Origin of the sequence: Sphingomonas mucosissima (assembly GCF_002197665.1) — a bacterium.
Lineage (GTDB): Bacteria > Pseudomonadota > Alphaproteobacteria > Sphingomonadales > Sphingomonadaceae > Sphingomonas > Sphingomonas mucosissima.
The window spans coordinates 466,167-485,662 of record NZ_NBBJ01000002.1; the positions used below are offsets into that span (position 1 = coordinate 466,167).

Sequence of the window (19,496 nt, forward strand, 5' to 3'; positions counted from 1 at the left end):
CGCGCAGCCATGTCCGCCGACGACCAGCGTTTCGGTCTCCAGCGCCACGTCATTCTGCCAGGTCCGCTGCCGTTGGACGGCGGGGGGCAGCTTGCGCCGGTTGAGATCGCCTATGAGACTTATGGCACGCTTGCGCCCGATCGCGGCAATGCCGTCCTGATCTGCCACGCGCTGACGATGGACCAGCACGTCGCGGGCGCCAATCCGCGCACGGGAAAGCCGGGCTGGTGGACGCAGATGGTGGGACCGGGGCGGCCGGTGGATACCGATCGCTTTTTCGTGGTGTGCGCGAATGTGATCGGCAGCTGCATGGGATCTTCCGGTCCGGCGACCGTTGATGCGACCGGGCAGCCATTCGGCATGAGCTTTCCGGTGATTACCATCCGGGACATGGTACGCGCGCAGGCGCTGTTGTTGGATCACCTGGGGGTCGATCGGCTGAAGGCGGTGATCGGTGGGTCGATGGGCGGCATGCAGGCGCTGAGCTGGCCCGCGACCTTCCCCGATCGCGTGGAAGCGGTGGTGGTGATCGCGTCGGCGGCGCGGCATTCGGCGCAGAACATCGCGTTCCACGAGGTCGGGCGGCAGGCAGTGATGGCCGATCCCAATTGGCGCGGCGGCGACTATTATGGGCATGACGTGCCGGCCGCCGGGCTGGCGGTGGCGCGCATGGCGGCGCACATCACCTATCTGTCCGAAGCGGGGCTGACCGAGAAGTTCGGGCGGCGGCTGCAAGCGCGAGAGGCGAAGAGCTTCGGCTTCGATGCCGATTTCCAGGTGGAAAGCTACCTGCGCTATCAAGGCATCGCGTTTGTCGATCGCTTCGATGCCAATTCCTACCTCTATATCACCCGTGCGATGGATTACTTCGATCTGGCGGAGGAGCATGGCGGGTTGCTGGCCAACGCGTTTCGACAAACCCGTGCGCGCTTTGCGCTGATCAGTTTCGATACGGACTGGCTGTATCCTACCCGCGAATCGCGCAGCATCGTGCAGGCGCTCAATGCCGCCGGCGCGCCGGTGAGCTTCGTGGAGCTATCGAGCCCATATGGCCATGACGCGTTTTTGCTCGACTCGCCGGACATGAACCGCGTCGTCGCAGGCTTTTTGGGCACGGCATCATGACCTTGCGGGCGGATCTTGCCATCATTGCCGATCATGTGGCGCCGGGAAGCCGCGTGCTCGACGTGGGCTGCGGTGACGGCGCGCTGATGGCGGCACTGCGCGATTCCAAACAGGCGGATGCGCGCGGGCTGGAGCTCGATCCGCGCAACGTGGGCGCGGCGGTGGGCCGCGGGCTCAGCGTGATCCAAGGCGACGCGGATATCGATCTGTCCGGCTATCCCGATGCGAGTTTCGATTACGCGATCCTGAGTCAGACGCTGCAGACCTGCCGTGCGCCGGATGCGGTGCTCGGCCAGCTGCTGCGGATCGGGCGCCACGCCTTTGTCAGCTTTCCAAACTTCGCCCATTGGCGCGTGCGGCTGTCGCTGCTGTGGGGCGGGCGGATGCCGGTCACCCGTCTCTTGCCCGAGCGCTGGTACGACACGCCCAACATCCACCATCTGACCGTGGACGATTTTCGCGCCCATTTGCACGAGCGGGGCATCACAGTTGAAGGGGCCTGGTTCCTGTCGGGTGACAAGCAGACGCGATCAGCCGCGGCGAATGTCCTGGCCGAACATGCAATATTTCTTCTTCGTGGAACCGATCGGGCTTCTTCTGTGTTGCACGGCAACATATCATGACCAAGACAGCTTTGATCATTGAAGACGAAATCTTCGTCGCGTTGGATCTCGAACGGATCCTTGTTGATGCCGGCTATCAGGTCGCGGCCATCGCAGCGGACAGCGACCAGGCGCTTGCCGCAGCGCCGGGCTGTTCCTTTGCTTTTGTCGACATCAACCTGCGTGATGGGCCAACCGGGCCGCAGATCGCCGAGCAGATCGCGCGCGATCATGGCGTGAAGGTCGTTTTCGTTACCGCCAATCCGTCGCAGATCGGCATCCCGTCCGAGGCATTGGGATATGTGCGCAAGCCGTTCAGCGATCGTGCGATCCTAGCGGCGGCAGCACTGGCGACCGGCCATCAGGATAGCGCCGCGGATGATGACGTCATCCGGATCGGTGCGCGCGGCTGAACGACGCGTTCGGAAGGTCCAACACCAATTCCAAGCCCTGGGGCCGCCAATCGCGGCTCACCGTCCCGCCGAGTTGACGCACGGCGCTTAGCTCGATCAGCTGGCTGCCGAACCCGGCCGGTTTTGTCGCCGGATCGACACGCGGGCCGCCATCTTCCCGCCAGAGAATTCGCGATCGCGCGCCCTCACGGCTGATGTCGATCGTCACTCTCCCGGTAGCGGTGGATAGCGCGCCATATTTGCTCGCGTTGGTGGCGAGCTCGTGAAAGAGCAACGCGAGCGGCGTGGCAGCGCGATCGTCGACAGGCACGTCCACCCCCGTGATCGTCACACGCTCACCCGGATGTGACTGATAGGGTGCCAGGAGTTCGTCCAGCAAACCGCGCAAGCTATCCTGGTGCGCCGTTGGACGCGAATTGGGGCTGTGCGGTCGGACAAAATCATGCGCGCGGCCGAGCGCGGCGATCCGCTCCCGCAGATCGGCGGCGAGCGGCAGCAGCGGCGGGTCGGCACGCGCCGCTATCTGGATCAGCCCGCCGATCACGGCGAAGATGTTCTTGATCCGGTGGGACAATTCCTGGCTGATGACTTCGCGCTCTTCCAGCGCGAGTTTTTGTTCGTGAATGTCGGTGCACGTGCCGAACCAGCGCGTGATTTCGCCGGCTTGGTCACGGATCGGCAAGGCTCTGCCCAACACCCAGCGATAGGTGCCGTCAAAGTGCCGCAGGCGATATTCGATCTGGTAGGGCTCGCCCGTCGTCAGGCTGTGGCGCCAGACCTGCCAGGCGCGGTCCTGATCGTCGGGGTGGAACATGTTGTTCCAACCCACGCCATCGGTGGTGCCCGCGGGTGCGCCGGTGAACTCATACCAGCGTGCATTGTAATAATCGTGGAAGCCGTCCGGCTGCGTCGACCAGACCATTTGCGGCATCGTATCCGCCAGCGTGCGGAACCGCATTTCGCTATCCGCCAGCGCGGCACGTGCCTGCGCCGCCGATCGGCGCTGCTCCCGCTGCTCGCGGGCTGCGCGCCGCGCCTCGAGGCGCGCCATTGCCGTGGTGGCGAGTATCTCAAGGCCGCGCGTTTGGAATGGCGTCAGGCCTTCGCGCGGCGCACCGTCCAGCACGCAGATCGCGCCCATCGGAACGCCTTCCCGGGTCGTCAGCGGCGCGCCGGCGTAGAAGCGGATGTGCGGTGCCTCGGTGACTAGCGGATTATCCGCAAAGCGCGCATCCTGCTGCGCGTCCGGCACTTCCATCATGTGCTGGCCGTGCATGGCATAGGCACAAAAGGACTGGGAGCGCGGCGTGCCTTCCAGGTCGGTGCCCGCCCGCGACAGGAAGACCTGCGCCTCCTCTTCCACCACGCTGACCAGCGCCGTCGGCGCGGCGCACAGCTCCGCCGCGAAGGAGACCAGATCGTCCAGCACGCCATCGTCCCGCGCGCCGGCGAGATCGTACAGCGCCAGGATCCGCTCACGCGCGGTCTCGTCGAGGATTGGCGGAGAAGAAGGCGTCACGGTTCCAATCGGGTCAGTCGCTGCAGTCGGCGGCGGTCAAGCAAGGCCATCGTACCTCGCGGTGGCGCCGGCTGGATGCTCCAGACGGACCAGTCATCAACCGCCAGCGCCGGCCTTTGATCCTAAAAGGGGACGTCGTCGTCCAGATCGTCCGCGAAGCCGCCGCGCGACTGGCCGAAGCCGCCGCCCTTGTTGCCGCCGCCACGGCTTGCGCCACCGCCGCCACCGCCACCGCCGCCGCCGCCACCGCCGCCGCCGCCACCGCCGAAATCATCAGCGCCGCCGAAATCGTCGCGGCCGCCCGGATCGCGGACGCCGCCAGCCCCGCCGCCGGCCCCGCCCGGGCCGTCCAGCATGGTCAGCACGCTGTTGAAGCCCTGCAGCACCACTTCGGTGGAATAGCGATCCTGCCCGTTCTGGTCCTGCCATTTGCGGGTCTGAAGCTGGCCCTCGATATAGACCTTAGAGCCCTTGCGCAGGAAGCGTTCGGCGACGTTGGCCAGGCCTTCGTTGAAGATCGCGACCGAATGCCATTCGGTCTTTTCCTTGCGCTCGCCGCTGTTGCGATCCTTCCAGCTTTCGCTGGTGGCGATACGCAGGTTCACCACCTTGCCGCCGTTCTGGAACGAGCGCGATTCGGGATCGCGCCCGAGATTGCCGACGAGAATTACCTTGTTAACGCTGCCTGCCATTGGGGCCCCTCAGAGGCCCGCGGCGACCGCGAGCCAGTATGTGATTCCGGCCATGATGTAAGCGGCGGCGAACAGATAGCCAACCATGAAGAGCGGCCACTTCCACCCGTTCGTCTCGCGCCGCGTCACCGCGATGGTGGATATGCACTGCGGGGCGAACACGAACCACATCAGGAATGCGAGCGCGGTGGGCAGCGACCAGCGGCGCTGCAGATTCTCGACGATCGTGCGCGCGCCCGCGGCATCTTCGGCATCGTCCACCGCGTAAACCGTGCCGATCGCCGACACCGCAACCTCGCGGGCTGCCATCGCCGGAAGCAGTGCCAGCGCGATGTCGTGATTGAAGCCGATCGGTTTCACCACGACTTCGATTCCGCTGGCGATGCGGCCGGCAATCGAGTGATCGACCTGGCTTTGCCCTTCGGGTGCGCGCGGGAAGCTGAGCAGGGCCCAGAGGACAATGGTGGTCAGCGCGATGATCGTGCCGGCGCGCTTCACGAATATCCAGGCACGGCTCCACAGGCCGATCGCAATGTCGGAGAGGCGCGGCATCTGATAGCGCGGCATTTCCATCATGAAGCCCGAGGAATCGCCCTTGGTCACCGTCTGGCGCAGGACGAGCGCGGCGACGAAGGCACCGGCGATCCCGGCGAGGTACAGGCCGAGCAGCACCAAGCCTTGTAGCCCCACGCCGGGCGCAACGCTGCGATCGGGGATGAAGGCGCCGATGATAATCGTATAGACCGGCAGGCGCGCCGAGCAGGTCATCAACGGGGCGATCAGGATCGTGGTGAGCCGGTCCTTTTCGTCGCTGATCGTGCGGGTCGCCATGATCCCGGGCACGGCGCAGGCGAAGCTGGAGAGCAAGGGAATGAAGGCGCGGCCGGACAGGCCGACGCCGGCCATCATCCGGTCCATCAGGAAGGCGGCGCGCACCATATATCCCGACGCCTCCAGCACGAGGATGAACGCGAACAGGATCAGGATCTGGGGAAGGAAGACGAGCACGGCGCCGACACCCGCGATCAACCCGTCGGTGATCATGGATCGCAGGAGGCCTTCCGGCATTGCACCGCGGACCGCTTCGTCCACTGCCGCGAAGCCGCCCTCGATCCAGCCGATCGGCGCTTCGGACCAGCTGAACACCGCCTGGAACATGACGAACATCAACGCGACGAGCACGATCGGCCCCAGCATCGGATGCAAGGCAATGGTGTCGAGCGCGTGGTTCCAGCGACGCGTGGGCGTTTCGGACACAGTGGCGGCGCGCGCGATCTCCCGTGCGCGGCGCTGAAGCTGCGCGATCGGCTGCTCTTCAGGGGCATCGGCTGCCGGCGCCTGCTTGCCGCTTCCCTCGACCGCGGTGGTGAGGGCGGCGCGCAGCACGTCCAGGCCGCGCTTGCGCACGGCGACCGTGGGCACCACCGGCACGCCCAATTCGCGTGAAAGCGCCTCGGCAGACAGGGTGAGGCCGTCGCGCTCGGCAAGATCGACCATGTTGAGCGCCACGACGACCGGCAGGCCAAGCGCGATCAGCTGGAGAGCGAAGCGAAGGTGAAGATCAAGATTGGCGGCATCTACCACCACCACCAGCACATCCGGCCGGCGCTCCCCCACCTGCCGGCCAAAGAGGACGTCGCGCGTCACCTGCTCGTCAGGTGAAGACGGATCGAGGCTATAAGTGCCGGGAAGATCCACGAGCTCCACCGGGCGGCCATCGTCGAGCGACAGTCGGCCGGAATGCCGCTCCACCGTAACGCCGGGGTAATTGCCGACCTTTTGCCGGGCACCCGTCAGGGCGTTGAACAACGCGGACTTGCCGGCATTGGGGTTGCCGACAAGCGCGACCAGCGGAAGAATGCTCATGTTAGTCGACCGTCACCGTGATGGCGGCGGCGACGTTGCGCCGCAGCGCCACCGTCATGCGGCCGATGCGACAAGCGACGGGACCGCGAAACAAGGTGGCGCGATGCAGCAGCTCGACATGCATCCCTTCCTCGAAACCGAATTCGCGCAGCCGCCGCGCCTCTGGCAAGGCCAACCTGCCCCAGGCGATTTCGGCAATCGTCGCCCGGCGACGCAGCGGGAGCGATTCGAGCGGGAGGGGGGCAGGAGCGAGCACAGGCGCCCTGTAAACGGATTGCGAACGATTATCAATTCACCACGCCCGATTGCAGGCCGCAATGGGGCGAGCCGAACGCCCCTAGACTGCGGGGTAGCGGAGCCGGCCGACGAAGCGTGACAGGCTTGGCCGGTGCTGGGCGCGCCGTGTCATGCTGGCCTTCGCCTTTTCAAATCGCATGATGCCGTCGATCCGGCGCGCGAGGAAAGCTCGCGTATCGGCGTGGTGCTCGCTCTCGTCATCCAGGAAGACAGTGACGGTCGCGCCATAAACGGCGAACAGCAAGCCACGCTTGGTATAATGATTATAGTCGGTCGCGGTGTCTCCCGCGGCGCGCCACATCGCATCCACGCTGCGCCAGCCAAGCCTGGCGGCGGTGGCGATGTTCTGCGGCATCGCGAGGATCGCCAACGCACGACGGAGCGCTTCGCGGTGCGGCGCGGTGGCGGCAAGCCGCGCCTCGACCAAGGCAGTGATCCGCTGCCGGATCTTCATGGCCGTGAGCTGCTCGGCAGGAAGCGCCGCGATCATTGCTGCGTCTACGCTGGCGAACCAGGCATCGATCATGTCCACAGCCGCGCCCGGAAAGGCGAGCGCGGCGACATCGCGATCGACGCCGTTCATCTCCGCGGCCATGTCCCGCGCCGCCGGTCCCCACCCGTCAAACGCGGCATTCTCGGCAATGGCGGGCGCGAGAAGGACTCGGATCTCGTCAAGCGTGAGGTCTGCGGTGTCGGTCATGATCTGCATATAAGCGCGATGGCACCGCAATTGCCACCTTGCGGCGCCACTCTGACGTGGACCGCGCGCAGGTTCGTTCGCCCGTCGGTTCAGCCCGTCACCGACGCGCGCCGTTCGGGCGCAATTCGCACCAGCACCAGCGCCGCCGCCACGAGCACCGCGCCGGCGAAATCCGCCGTACCAAGCGCTTCGCCATAGGCGAGCCAGCCGACCGTTGCCGCCACCACCGGCTGCGTCAGAAGGGCAAGCCCGATCACAAGCGGGCTGAAACGTCCAAGCGCATAGATCATCAGTCCCTGGCCGATCACCTGGCTGCACAAGGCGAGGCCGAGCAACGGCGTCCAGTCCTGAGGCCAGATGCGCTCGCCCAGCAGGGCAGCAGCGATCAGAAGCGGCAAGACCGTTGCGGCGGAGGACAGGCCCAGCGCGGGCAGTGGCGCCATGCTGGCGCGCGCGCGCGACATGAGGATGAAATAGCCGGCATAGAGGATGCCCGCCACGAGGCAGAGCAGATCGCCGACCAGGTTCTGCGGATCGAGCTGATAAGACCGGCCCATCAGCAGTGCCGCACCAACCGCGGCAAGGCCGAGCGCTAGCCCCTGCATCCGCGTGGGCCAGGCTCGCGCCACGAGAAAGCCGTAGAGCGGGAACACGAAAGTGGCGGCGTTGCCGAACAAGGTCGCGTTGGCGAGTTTGGTATGAAGAATGCCGACATGCCAACTAGCGAGATCGCCAGCGAACAGGAGCCCCGAGCCGGCAAGCACCCAGGCAAGCCCACGGGCGCTGGCCATCGGACGACCGCCGGTAAGCGTTGCAAGGGCGAGAAGCAGCGGGGTGGCGAGGCCGATCCGCCAGAAGCCGGCAGCCACGGGCCCGACGTCAGCCAGCCGAACGAACCACGGTCCGAAGGCAAGCGCGATGTTGCCACCGAGCAAGGCGACAAAGGCCAGCGCCCCGCCGCTTGGGCGCGATGTAGCTTTTCTTGGGGCGGGTCCCTCGTGCATGCTGCCCCGTAACCACCTACGTCGGGCAAGTCCCGTAGCAAAGCGAAACGGAAGGGGAGTTTTATGCCAAGCCTATTCGACCCAATCGAACTGGGCGCGATCCGCGCCGCCAACCGCGTGCTGATGGCCCCGCTGACCCGCACGCGGGCCGATGCCGATCACGTGCCGACCGAGATGATGATCGAGTATTATCGCCAGCGCGCCAGCGCCGGCCTGATCATCTCCGAGGCGACCGGCATTAGCCCCCAGGGCCTGGGCTGGCCCAATGCGCCCGGCATCTGGAGCGAGGCGCAGATCGAAGCATGGAAGCCGATCACCGAGGCGGTTCACGAGGCGGGCGGCAAGATCATCGCGCAGCTCTGGCACCAAGGCCGTCTGGCGCGTCCGGACGTGAACAAGCTGCAGCCGCTGTCGGCCTCCGTTACGCGGGCGCCTTATCCCGTGCCGGACAAGAACCCCTATGGCGAAGCGCGTGCCGCGACTCTGGACGAGATCAAGGAAGCGATCGAGCAATATGCCGAAGCCGCCCGCAACGCGCTCGCCGCCGGCTTCGACGGCGTGCAGCTGCACGGCGCGAACGGCTATCTGATCGACCAATTCCTGCGCGACAACACGAACCTGCGTGATGACGATTACGGTGGTTCGCCGGAAAACCGCATTCGCTTCATGAAGGAAGCCGTGCAAGCGGTGATCGCAGTGGCCGGCGCCGAGCGCACGTCCATCCGTCTGTCGCCCAACGGCGAGACCCAGGGCGCTGATGACAGCAACCCGGAAGCCGTCTTCATTCCGGCGGCCAAGGTGCTGGACGAGCTTGGTATTTCCTTCCTCGAGCTGCGCGAGCAGGCGCCTGACGGCACCTTTGGTGCGACCACGGTCCCCAAGCTGAGCCCGCATATTCGCAAGGCCTTCACGCGCCCGCTGGTGCTGAACCAGGATTATACGCTGGAAAAGGCGCAGGCCGATCTCGATTCCGGCGTCGCCGATGCGATCGCATTCGGGCGCCCCTTTATCGGCAATCCCGATCTGGTGGAGCGGCTGCGCAATGGCGTGCCTCTGGCGCAGGACAATCCCAAGACGTGGTATTCGAAGGGGCCGGAAGGCTATATCGACTATCCGGCATATCAGGAGCAGGCCGCGGCCTGACCGATCAGGGTGCCGCCGCGCCGTAAGGCGTGGTGGCACCTTCGCCCCGCTTTTAAACTGGCTTGACCGCGCACGGGTACAGCGCCGGCCTGCGCAAGAGCTCAGGCCTCAGCGTTCGTTGGCCCTCGGACGCCGATCACCTCCATCAGCCGCTCCAGCGAATACGGCTTTCGCAGCAGTGGGAAGCCGTGGTTGCCTTCCTCCGCCAGCACATGGCTGTATCCGCTGGTCAGCACCACGCGGCAATCCGGCCAGCGGCGTTCCACCTGCTTGGCAAGGTCCACGCCGCTTATTCCGGGCATCACCACATCGGTGAATACCAGATCAAACGCGCCGTTCTCGGCCTCCAGGGTCTTGAGCGCGGCCTCGCCATTGGTTGCCCAGGCGGTGGACTGGCCGAGTTCCTCCAGCAAGGCGAGCGCGAACCGGCCAACGACTTCATTGTCCTCCACCATCAACACCCGCTGCGTCGGCAGTTCCTCGCGCAACTGCGCGGGGAGGGGCCGGGCCTCTTCCGCCGCTGGTCGCGCCGTGGAACGGGGGAGATAGATGGTGAAGGTGCTGCCCTCGCCGGAGCGGCTCTGCACGCTGATCTCGCCGCCCGATTGCTTGGCGAACCCATAGGCTTGGCTGAGGCCGAGCCCGGTGCCCTTGCCCACTTCCTTGGTGGTAAAGAACGGCTCGAAAATGCGGGCCTGGGTCTCGGCGTCCATTCCGGTGCCGGTGTCCGCAATGTCCACCGCGACGAAATCGCCCTCGATCGCCGCATGTCGGCGAACCGAAGGGACCTGGCGGACGTTGCGGGCCGAAATCCGCAACTCCCCGCCACTGGGCATCGCGTCTCGCGCGTTGATCGCCATGTTGAGCAGCGCCGATTCGAACTGGTTCGGATCTGCGGCTACCGAGCCTATGTCCGCGTCGATCTCGATCTTCACCGTCACCGGCGAGCCGACTGTGGTGCTGATCAGCCGCTCCAGCCCACGAACCCGCTCCCCAACCGAGAAGACTTCGGGCTCCAGCGGCTGACGGCGGGCAAATGCGAGCAATTGGCCCGTCAGCTGTGCCGCGCGATCGGCGGTTTCCGCGATCGCCGAGATGTAACGCTGCCGTTTCGCTTCGGTTTGATTTCCCAACTGCAGCAGGTCAGCCGAGGAACGAATGATGGTGAGAAGATTGTTGAAATCGTGCGCGACCCCACCGGTCAGCCGCCCGATCGCCTCCATCTTTTGGCTGTGCGCCAGCGCTTCGCGCGCGATCTCCAGGTCCTCCTGCGCCCGCCGCCGCTCGGTGACGTCGCGGGTGATCTTGGCAAAGCCCGTCAGCACGCCCGCATCGTCGTAAATGGAAACGATGACTACGTGCGCCCAAAACGTCGTCCCATCTTTGCGAACACGCCGCGCCTCCTTTTCGAAGGAACCTTGAAGCAGCGCGGTGCGCAGCGCCTTGGCCGGCTCACCTGCCTCTCGATCCGCCGCGGAATAGAAGCGCGAGAAATGATGCCCGATGATTTCATCGGCGTCATAGCCCTTGATCGCCTGCGCGCCGGTGTTCCAGCTGGACACATTGCCATCGGGATCGAGCATGTAGATCGCGTAATCACGGACGCCTTGCACCAGCAGGCGGAACTGCTGCTCGCTGCGGAACAGCGCGCGCTCCGCTTCCTTCTTCTCGCTGATGTCGCGCGTGACCTTGGCATAGCCGATCAAGGCGCCCGTTTCGTCGCGGACAGGATCGATGACCACATTGGCCCAGAAACGCTGCCCGTCCTTGCGGACCCGCCATCCTTCCGCTTCGAACTTGCCGGCAGAAGCCGCGGTTTGCAGCGCGCGCTCTGGCAGCCCGGTTGCGCGGTCCTCGGGCGTGTAGAAGCGGGAGAAGTGCTCGCCGATGATCTCGTGGGCGCTATATCCCTTAAAACGCTGCGCGCCCGTATTCCAGCTGGCTACGAAGCCATCCGCATCGAGCAGATAAATGGCGTGATCCTTCACCGCGTCCAGCAAAAGCTGGATACGACGCTCATTCTCCATGGCGAGCAGGTGCTGGTTGCGGATCGCGCTCATTGATGAAACCCGGCGTATGGGGCTGGCAACATTTCCGCAATGAAAATGGCGGGTTACTGATGAGAACGGGCAGTTTTCCTGACCAAATTATTCGTCGTGCTGCGCCGGGTGCGCTGCGGCGCGCAGCGATCCCCGGCGGCTCGCACCCGCTTATTCGTTCTTCGTCAGTGACGTCTTGCGTTCGATGGTTTGTTCATTCTTCTGACCCTTGTCGAGCGTGTCGGAGGGGCGCATCGCGTCACCGTCCTCCTGGTGCTCGGTCGACAGGTTTGGCCGTTCGGTTTCGTTGGTGCCGTTCTTGTCCACAGTCGCTCTCCTTATTCGGCGGCAACCGATAGCAACGGCATTCGATCCGTCTGGCGCAGTTCCTCGGCAAACCAAGTGCAGGTGCGCGACAGGCCATCTTCGAGTGGCACCAGCGGCGCCCAGCCAAGCAGGTTCTTCGCGCGGGTGATATCCGGCTTGCGGCGCCGGGGATCGTCGACCGGCAGCGGCTGATGATCGACCCGCGCCTTGGTCCCTGTCATCGCCACGATGCGGGTGACGAGATCGCCGACGGTCAGCTCATTGGGGTTGCCGAGGTTCACCGGTTCGGAGCCGACCGTGTCGCTGTCCATCAGGCGAATGAGACCGTCCACCAGATCGCTGACGTAGCAGAAGCTGCGCGTCTGGCTGCCATCGCCGTACACCGTCATCGTATCGCCCTGCAGCGCCTGGCAGATGAAGTTGGAGACTACGCGGCCGTCATCCGGGTGCATGCGCGGGCCGTAGGTGTTGAAGATGCGCGCGATGCGCACGTCGGCGCGGTTCAATCGGGCGAAATCGAGCGCCATCGCCTCGGCTGCGCGCTTGCCTTCGTCATAGCAGGCGCGCGGGCCGGTGCAGCTGACGGCGCCGCGATAATCCTCGCGCTGGGGGTGGACCTCGGGGTCGCCATAGACCTCGCTGGTGGAGGTGAGCAGGAAGCGCGCGCCGGACTGCTCGGCGAGACGCAACAGGTGAGCGGTGCCGAGCACGCAGGTGAGCATCGTGTGCTCGGGATCGGCCTGATAATGCGGCGGCGAGGCGGCGCAGGCGAGATTGTACACGCGGGCGATCCGACTGGTGAGATCAGTCACCTCGGCCGGCAGCTTGTCGATCACGTCAGCCTTGACGAAGCTGAAGCGTGGATGGGCGATCAGATCGTCAAGGTTGGTCGCACGCGCGGTCTGGAGATTGTCGAGGCACAGTACGGTCTCGCCGCGTTCGAGCAGCGCCTGGCAGAGATGCGAACCGATAAAGCCGGCCCCGCCGGCAACGAGGGTGATGGGAGCGTCGGTCGTGTCCATGCGGGGCGTGCTCCGGCTGGGGTGGGGCCTTGCGGCTTGGGTGAGATAGGCTTCGAGCTCGGCGGCGCGGTGCTCGGCCGTGTGCGCGGCGAGAACCCGGGTGCGGGCAGCTTCGCCAAGCGCGGTGGTGTCCTGATCCAGCGCGGCGAGCGCCTGCTCGGCGGTGTCCGCGAGCATGATCTCAGCGCCGGGCGCGAACAGATCATCGATGCCCTCCCAACGATCGGACAGGATCGGGGTGCCGCAAGCACCGGCCTCGAACAGGCGGACGGAGGGCGACCAGCCGGCGGCGATCATGTCCGCGCGGGTCACGTTCAGCGTCATGCGCGACTCGCTGTAGAACGCTGGGTGATCGGCGGGCGGCAAGTGATCGATGCGGGTGACGTTGGCCGGCCAGTCGATGCTGTCGGGATATTGCGGGCCTGCCACGGCGAATTGCAGGTCCGGGCGGCGGCGAGCCGGCTCGATCAGCAGCCGCTCGAGCGTGGGCTGGCGATCGTCACTGTACGTGCCGAGATAGGATAGCGCCCAGCGCTTCGGCGTGTCGAGCGGCTGGTAACGCCCGGCATCGACGGTGCAGTAGAGCGCGCGGGCGGCCTTGGCGCCATATTGCCGCTCGATCCGCTCCAGCGTGGGGCCGCCGGTGAACGACAGGTACAGGTCGAAGTCGGGGATCACCTCGGGCGAGAGATATTCGTACTCGCCGCGGTCGAGCTTGGCGAGCGTGACTGGCGTGTCGATGTCGTAGAAACCCGTGACGCCCTTGGCAGTGGCTTGCACGAATTCCGATACTGCGACGCCTTCGGGGACGTAGGAACCGACGAGGACCGCGTCCGCCGCCGCGATCGTCTCGCGCCAGTTCTGGAGATCGGCGAGGTCGGCATAATAGTCGAGCCGGCAGAAATCCGGATCGATCAGGTCGCGGCGGTCGCCGGCGTACCAGGGGACGGTGCGCTCAAGGAACTGGATGTCGTGGCCGCGGGCGGCGAAGCCCGACAGGAGCGCGCGCCAGGTGGTGGCGTGGCCGTTGCCCCAGGAGGAGCCGAGGCTGAGACCGAGGACGACCAGCTTCATGCGGCCACCTTCGACGTTGCGACATGGGCCCGGAACAGCTCGTCCACCTGCTTGGCGCGCAGTTCATAGGTATGTTCGGCGAGGACGCGCTTGCGGGCGGCTTCCCCGATGGCACGGGCGCGCTCGGCGGTGAGGTCCGCCAGAAGGTCGGCGACGTCCTGCCCGGTGCGCGCGACGAGCACTTCCTCGCCGGGGACCAGGAACTGCTCAATGCCCTCCCAGTAATCGGTGATGAGGCAGGCGCCGGCGCCGGCGGCCTCAAACACGCGGGTGGCGGGGGAGAAGCCAACCGCCGCCATCGAATCGCGCGCGATGTTGAGCACCGCGCGGGGCGTGCAGTTGAACGCGTTGTGATCCGCGGTGCCGACATGGCCGAGGTGGCGGACGTTGGGCGGCATGTGCTTGTCGTGCCAGCCGCTGCCGCCGATCAGGAAGCTCTGCTCGGGCAGCGCGGCAGCGGCGGCAAGGAAGAATTGCTCCACCCGCGCCTCGCGGTCGGGCAGGCGATTGCCGAGGAAGGCGAGGTCGCAGGCGAAGCGCTCGTCGGGCGCGACGGGGTGGTGTGTGTCGGGATCGACCGCGTTGTAGACCGGGATGCAGCGCGCGGCGCCGAGCGCCTCATACGCTTCGACCACCGGCGGGCCGCCGCCATAGGTCAGCACCATGTCGAGGTTGGGGAGTGCGGCACGGACGGGGTGCGCGGGATCGGCGCGGATCTCGTCCAGCGTGGCGGCGGCGTCGACGTCCCAGAAAATCTTGAGCGCGTCGGGGCGGGCGTGCTCCACGATTCCGGCGATCAGTTCCGCATCGAACACACCGACGCCGCTCGCCTTTACGACCGCATCGGCATGGTGCGCCTCGGCTAGCACGGAGCGCAGGCCTTCTTCGGTCGCGGGATAGACGACGGAGGTGGCCCATTCGGGCGGATCGATGTCGCGGTTTGCCTGGCGATCGAAGGCGTCGGGCTCGTAGAAGGTGATCTGGTGGCCGTGAGCGGCGAGCGCCTTCAGGATGCCGCGGTAATAGGTGGCGGCGCCGTTCCAGTAGGAGGAGAGCAGGCTTGATCCGTAGAAGGCGATCTTCATGCGGCTTCTTTCGTTGTGGTGTCCGTGCGCAGGCCAGCGACAATGGCCAGCAGCTGATCGACACGGTGCGCGCAGCTGTGGCGCGCCTTGATGGTGGCAAGACCATGGCTGACAAGCGAGCGGCGCAGGCCGTCGTCGTCGCGCAGGGCAGTCAGGTGGCGGGTCATTTCCGCGCCATCGCGGGCGACCAGATAGTCCTGCCAGGGGCTGAACAGGCCCTCGGCATCGTCCCAAGGCGCCGAGACGAGCGGAATGCCGCAGGCCAGCGCCTCGAACACGCGGATCGTCGGGATGCCGGGTAGGATGGTCGAATAATAGCGGCGCGGCACGTGAACGGTGGCGAGGTGCTGCGCGAAGATCCCCGGCGCCGCCGCGTTGGGCGCCCAGCCGTGATAGCGCACGCCGTAGCGATCAAGCGTGGTCAGCGCCTCCGCGGGATAGCGGACGCCGTAGATGTCGAGCGGCAGCTGCGCCGCTTGTGCGGGCGCGAAGAGGAAGCGCTCCAGTTCCTCCGTACGCTCGCCATCGCCCCAATTTCCGATCCAGACGAGCCCTTGCCGATCACCCTCGACTTCCGGCGGGTGGAAGCGGCGCAGATCGGCCGCCTCATGCCAGGTCCAAACGCGTTTGCCCCAGCCCCAGCCACGGTAGATCTCGCTCAGCGTCTCGCCGAAGGCGAGCACGCCGTCATAGCCGGAGAGGTCATAGGCGCGCATCGCTTCCGGTTCGCTGACCGCGCGATGGTGTGTGTCGTGGAACAGCAGCGTGTGGCGCGCGCCGCGCTTGCGCTGGTCGCCAAGCGCGGCGACGAGCGCATGATCATTCCACTCGTGCACGATGACGAGATCGGCACCCTCGGTGAGCTGGTCGACCGGCGTAGCGGGATCGTAGGTGCGGGAGGTCAGCTCGGGATAGCTGCTGCGCCACGCCGCCAGTCCCGCCTCGCCATGATCGGCGAGGAGGCTCGCCAAGCTCCACGCGCCTTCTGGCTCAAAGGCGACGACGTCATGGCCGCGGGCGACGAGGTCGCTGAGCACGCCGCGCAGGAAATGCGCATTGCCGTGGTTCCAGCAGGAGGCGAGGCTGTGGGTGAAATAGATGATCTTCATGCCGCGACCCTTTCCTTGGTGTCGACGGGGGAGGCGCCGGCGGCGACCGCATCGGCGTAGAGCGCACGCATCGCCTTTGCCGTGGCGCTCACTGTGAAATGGGCGCCGCGTTCACGCGCGGCGTCGGCCAGACGCGCGCGCTTGGTATCGTTGCCCATCACGTCGGCGATCGCATCGGCCCAGGCGGCGGGATCATCGCCTGCGACAAAGAGCGCGGCGCCGTCCCACAGCTCGCGGAAGGTGTCGATGTCCGATAGGATAAGCGGGCAGCCGGCCTGTGCCGCTTCCAGCACGGCAAGGCCGAATGGCTCGAACGAGGCTGCGGAAACGAAGACGGGCTGCGCGGCGAGCATCGCGGCAATGCCGTCCGGCGTCAGTTCTCCCAGCAGGCGGAGGTGCTCCACCGGAACGGAGGCGCCATGCGGTGCGCGGGTGGCGCCTGCTGCATAGAGCGGGGCGGCAAGGCGACCTGCAGCCGCATCGAGCAGCGGCGTGCGCTTCACCTCGTCCCACAGCCGGCCTGCGGTGAAGGCGATGTGCCGCATCGGCGCTGGCATGACCAAGGCCGGATGCCGGCCGTTGTGAACGGCGATCGGCTGCGTTGACAGGCCGTAGTGACGCGCCACCGTGCGCGCATAGCTTTCGCTGGGCGCTACGACGCACGCGGCGCGACGAAGCCCTTCCGCGACGAGCGCACGGTGCCAGGCGAAGGCGGGATCAAGCGTGGTGCCCGGCCGCGCAGCCTCCCACCAGGTGGATACGCAGCCATGCGCCACCGCGACCACGGGAAGATCGCCGGTGAGCCCGGCAGCAAGCGCCGGCTGGTTCACATGGATGAGATCGGCACGGTGTCGCGTCGCCAGCGCGGCGACCGTCGCGGCGGCATGGCGGACCGCAACGGCATCATCAGTGAGCCAGTCCAGCGGTTCGCCCGTGTCGACCAGCGTCACCCGGCGCAGCGCCGCCACTTCCGCGCGCTGCGCATCGGACGGCGGCGGGCCAAGCACCGCCAGCACCGTTTCGATGCCGGTCTCTGCCAACTCATTCGCCAGATCAACAGCGTAGCGCCAAACGCCGCCTACCGCATCAACCGTCATCAAAATGCGGCGCAACCGATGCGTCACACCGCCACCTTCATCGCGGGTTGCGTCGCGGTGCCGAGCGGAAGGTCGCGTTCGGCGGAGAGCCAAGCGGCGAGGCGGCGGAGGCCGCTGCGCCAATCTGCGGGTCTCTCGAGACCAAGTGCCGCGTCGGCCGCACGGCGGTCCGCGACGAAGTAGCGCTGATCGCCGGCGCGCCAATCACCGAAGCGCAGATCGATGGGGTGGCCAACGATCGCTTCGATCTCCGCCAACACGGTGCGCAGGCTGACCGCATTGTCGGGGCCGCCGCCAAGATTGAAGACGCGGCCGCTGTGCTGATCGATCTGCCGCCAGAGCGCGAGATAGGTGTCGACGGCGTCGCTGACCTCCAGGATGTCACGCACCTGATGGCCATCGCCATAGATATCGATCGAGCGCCCCTCGAGCGCGCGGATCAGAAAATGGGCGACCCATCCCTGATCCTCGGTGCCCATCTGGCGCTCACCATAGATGCAGCTCATCCGCAGGACGGCGCCGGGAATGCCATAGCTGCGCGCGTAATCGAGGACATATTGGTCCGCCGCCCCCTTGGAGCAGCCGTATGGCGTGTGGAAGTCGAGCGGGCGGGCTTCGCTGATCCCGTACGCGTTCACCAGCGGATCGACCGGCTGATAGCCGTTCGCCGTTTCGTCAAAGGTGAGATCGGCGAGATCGCCGTACACCTTGTTGGTAGAGGCGAAGATCACCGCCGGCGGCGCTTCGGACTGGCGCGCGGCCTCCAGGACGTTGAGCGTCCCAGCGATGTTGATCGCGAAGTCGGCCCGTGGATCGACGAGGCTGGTGGTCACGGCGACTTGCGCCGCCATGTGGAACACGGCTTGCGACGCTAGAACCGCGGCAGTCATTGCCCCCTCGTCGCGAATGTCGGCGATGCGCACGTCGATGCGGTCGCCGTGGTTTGCCTTCAACCATTCGAGATTGCGCTTCACGCCCTCGCGCACCAGCGCATCGTAAACGATGACGCGGTGCCCTTCGCCGGCCAGCCGATGTGCGATGTTGCTGCCGATGAAGCCGGCGCCGCCCGTCACCAGAATCGGGCGCTCGTCACCGTTAAGAGGGCCGCTGGTCATGCGACCAGGCCGCGCTTTTCGAGTTCGGCACGCGCGTGGCTGACGCGATCCTCGGCGGTCTGCTGCGCGACCCAGTCGGCCAGCACGGCAAGCTCGGTCTCGAAGTCGGCAGTGGCGCGGAAGCCCAGCTTTTGCTCGGCAAGCGCGGTGTCGCAGAAGCAATGCCGGATGTCGCCGACCCGGGCCTTGCCGACGATCTCCGGGGTGGCGTCGTTCTGGCCCATCGCGCGGCCGAGCGCCTCAGCGACTTCGGTGACGGAGCGATCATTGCCCGAGCCGACGTTGAACGTGCCGCCGACCGCTTCCGGGAGGAAGAGCGAGTCGGCAAAGGCGCGGGCGACATCGCCGACGTGGACAAAGTCGCGGCGCTGCTCGCCGTCCTCGAACACCATCGGGCGCTGCTTGTTGAGGAGGCGCGAGGCGAAGATCGCGAGCACGCCGGTGTAGGGATTGGAGAGCGCCTGGCCGGGACCATAAACGTTGAACAAGCGCAGGCAGACGCTTTCGATGCCGTACGGCGCGCCCATAATGTGGGTCGTGCGCTCCTGCACATATTTGTTGAGCGCATAGATCGAGGAAAGCGCTGGGCGCTTCGTCTCCGGCGTGGCGACCGGCGTGAGTGGCCGGCCCTGCGCGTCGGTGGGATCCCATTGGCGCTGGCCGTCGCGGATCACGCCGCGCGCGGCATCCTCGACGAGGCTGCCGTCCGCGTCGCGGTACAGGCCCTCGCCATAGATGCTCATCGACGAGGCGGTGACGACGCGGCGGACCGGCTTGTCGATCAGTCGTTCGAAGAGAACCGCCGTGCCGACATCGTTGACCGACGTGTAGCGTTCCACCTCGTACATCGACTGCCCGACGCCAACTTCGGCGGCGAGGTGGACGATGCTGTCGACCCCGTCGAACGCCTTGGCCACGGCGTCACCGTCGCGCACATCGGCAACGATCAACTCCGCTTCCGGCGACAGGTTCGCCGGGCGCGCGCCGCTGTCGCCGTGGACTTGCGGGAGCAAATTGTCGAGGATACGCACGCGGTGGCCGCGGCGGAGCAATTCTTCAGTGACAAAGCGGCCGATGAATCCGGCTCCGCCCGTGATCAGAATATGTTCGCTCATTGATCCCCGCTTCGTGTTTGTATTGGTTTTCCGCCGGCTTAGGAGCGGCCCCACGGAAGCAGGAACATCTTCATCTACCCTTTTGTTCCCGAAGCGATATGACTTCCGCTCCTTTTGTGGTTCGGCGGAGGAACGTAGCGGCCTCCCGACCG

18 protein-coding genes are annotated in these 19,496 nt (G+C 66.2%); 4 read left to right on the forward strand and 14 right to left on the reverse strand.

What is annotated here, in order from left to right; all coding sequences use genetic code 11:
- Positions 1-9: 9 nt before the first annotated feature.
- The 3 genes from metX to SPMU_RS09380 are packed head-to-tail and all read left to right on the forward strand — an operon-like array spanning position 10 to position 2,140.
- Entirely contained in the window at positions 10-1,125 is a 1,116-nt protein-coding gene (metX, locus tag SPMU_RS09370) for a homoserine O-acetyltransferase MetX (protein WP_088333584.1), read from the forward strand.
- Positions 1,122-1,748 (forward strand): methionine biosynthesis protein MetW, encoded by a 627-nt coding sequence (gene metW / locus SPMU_RS09375; RefSeq protein WP_088333585.1) that lies wholly within the window; start codon positions 1,122-1,124, stop codon positions 1,746-1,748. The genes metX and metW overlap by 4 nt, the downstream gene beginning before the upstream one ends.
- A complete protein-coding gene (locus tag SPMU_RS09380; protein WP_211275757.1) occupies positions 1,745-2,140 on the forward strand; it encodes a response regulator in 396 nt (131 codons plus the stop codon). The genes metW and SPMU_RS09380 overlap by 4 nt, the downstream gene beginning before the upstream one ends.
- Here the strand turns inward: SPMU_RS09380 and SPMU_RS09385 are convergent.
- From SPMU_RS09385 to SPMU_RS09410, 6 genes are all read right to left on the reverse strand, one after another.
- Entirely contained in the window at positions 2,115-3,659 is a 1,545-nt protein-coding gene (locus SPMU_RS09385; RefSeq protein WP_245832968.1) for a sensor histidine kinase, read from the reverse strand. The two genes, SPMU_RS09380 and SPMU_RS09385, sit on opposite strands and share 26 nt — an antisense overlap.
- A 122-nt stretch (positions 3,660-3,781) precedes the next feature.
- A complete protein-coding gene (gene ssb, locus SPMU_RS09390; RefSeq protein ID WP_088333587.1) occupies positions 3,782-4,351 on the reverse strand; it encodes a single-stranded DNA-binding protein in 570 nt (189 codons plus the stop codon).
- 9 nt (positions 4,352-4,360) lie between these two features.
- Complete coding sequence (feoB, locus tag SPMU_RS09395) at positions 4,361-6,217, reverse strand: ferrous iron transporter B (protein WP_088333588.1); 1,857 nt, start codon at positions 6,215-6,217, stop codon at positions 4,361-4,363.
- Position 6,218: 1 nt separating this feature from the next.
- Entirely contained in the window at positions 6,219-6,473 is a 255-nt protein-coding gene (locus SPMU_RS09400; RefSeq protein WP_088333589.1) for a FeoA family protein, read from the reverse strand.
- Between the two features lie 81 nt (positions 6,474-6,554).
- Positions 6,555-7,223, reverse strand: a complete 669-nt coding sequence (locus SPMU_RS09405) for a COQ9 family protein (RefSeq protein WP_425442163.1) — start codon at positions 7,221-7,223, stop codon at positions 6,555-6,557.
- A gap of 80 nt (positions 7,224-7,303) precedes the next feature.
- Positions 7,304-8,218, reverse strand: a complete 915-nt coding sequence (locus SPMU_RS09410) for a DMT family transporter (protein ID WP_088333590.1) — start codon at positions 8,216-8,218, stop codon at positions 7,304-7,306.
- A 63-nt stretch (positions 8,219-8,281) separates the two neighbouring features.
- Here SPMU_RS09410 and SPMU_RS09415 point away from each other — a divergent pair, with 63 nt between their 5' ends.
- The gene (locus tag SPMU_RS09415) at positions 8,282-9,361 is read left to right on the forward strand and encodes an alkene reductase (protein ID WP_088333591.1); all 1,080 of its coding nucleotides are present in this window, start codon (positions 8,282-8,284) and stop codon (positions 9,359-9,361) included.
- A gap of 101 nt (positions 9,362-9,462) precedes the next feature.
- Here the strand turns inward: SPMU_RS09415 and SPMU_RS09420 are convergent, their stop codons facing one another.
- The 8 genes from SPMU_RS09420 to SPMU_RS09460 form a co-directional block, all read right to left on the reverse strand.
- The gene (locus SPMU_RS09420) at positions 9,463-11,421 is read right to left on the reverse strand and encodes a hybrid sensor histidine kinase/response regulator (RefSeq protein ID WP_245832971.1); all 1,959 of its coding nucleotides are present in this window, start codon (positions 11,419-11,421) and stop codon (positions 9,463-9,465) included.
- 150 nt (positions 11,422-11,571) lie between these two features.
- Complete coding sequence (locus SPMU_RS09425; RefSeq protein WP_169715653.1) at positions 11,572-11,727, reverse strand: hypothetical protein; 156 nt, start codon at positions 11,725-11,727, stop codon at positions 11,572-11,574.
- 11 nt (positions 11,728-11,738) lie between these two features.
- Positions 11,739-13,823, reverse strand: coding sequence for a bifunctional glycosyltransferase/UDP-glucuronate decarboxylase (locus tag SPMU_RS17470; protein WP_169715668.1), 2,085 nt, complete (start codon positions 13,821-13,823; stop codon positions 11,739-11,741).
- A complete protein-coding gene (locus SPMU_RS09440; RefSeq protein WP_088333593.1) occupies positions 13,820-14,908 on the reverse strand; it encodes a CgeB family protein in 1,089 nt (362 codons plus the stop codon). Before SPMU_RS09440 ends, SPMU_RS17470 begins: the two co-directional genes overlap by 4 nt.
- Positions 14,905-16,017 (reverse strand): CgeB family protein, encoded by a 1,113-nt coding sequence (locus SPMU_RS09445; RefSeq protein ID WP_088333594.1) that lies wholly within the window; start codon positions 16,015-16,017, stop codon positions 14,905-14,907. The genes SPMU_RS09440 and SPMU_RS09445 overlap by 4 nt, the downstream gene beginning before the upstream one ends.
- The gene (locus tag SPMU_RS09450; protein WP_245832974.1) at positions 16,014-17,141 is read right to left on the reverse strand and encodes a glycosyltransferase family 4 protein; all 1,128 of its coding nucleotides are present in this window, start codon (positions 17,139-17,141) and stop codon (positions 16,014-16,016) included. Before SPMU_RS09450 ends, SPMU_RS09445 begins: the two co-directional genes overlap by 4 nt.
- Complete coding sequence (locus tag SPMU_RS09455; RefSeq protein WP_088333596.1) at positions 17,138-18,229, reverse strand: SDR family NAD(P)-dependent oxidoreductase; 1,092 nt, start codon at positions 18,227-18,229, stop codon at positions 17,138-17,140. Before SPMU_RS09455 ends, SPMU_RS09450 begins: the two co-directional genes overlap by 4 nt.
- Positions 18,226-19,344 carry an NAD-dependent epimerase/dehydratase family protein gene (locus SPMU_RS09460; protein WP_088333597.1) on the reverse strand — a complete coding sequence of 373 codons (1,119 nt, stop codon included), beginning with the start codon at positions 19,342-19,344 and terminating at the stop codon, positions 18,226-18,228. Before SPMU_RS09460 ends, SPMU_RS09455 begins: the two co-directional genes overlap by 4 nt.
- Positions 19,345-19,496 lie beyond the last annotated feature (152 nt).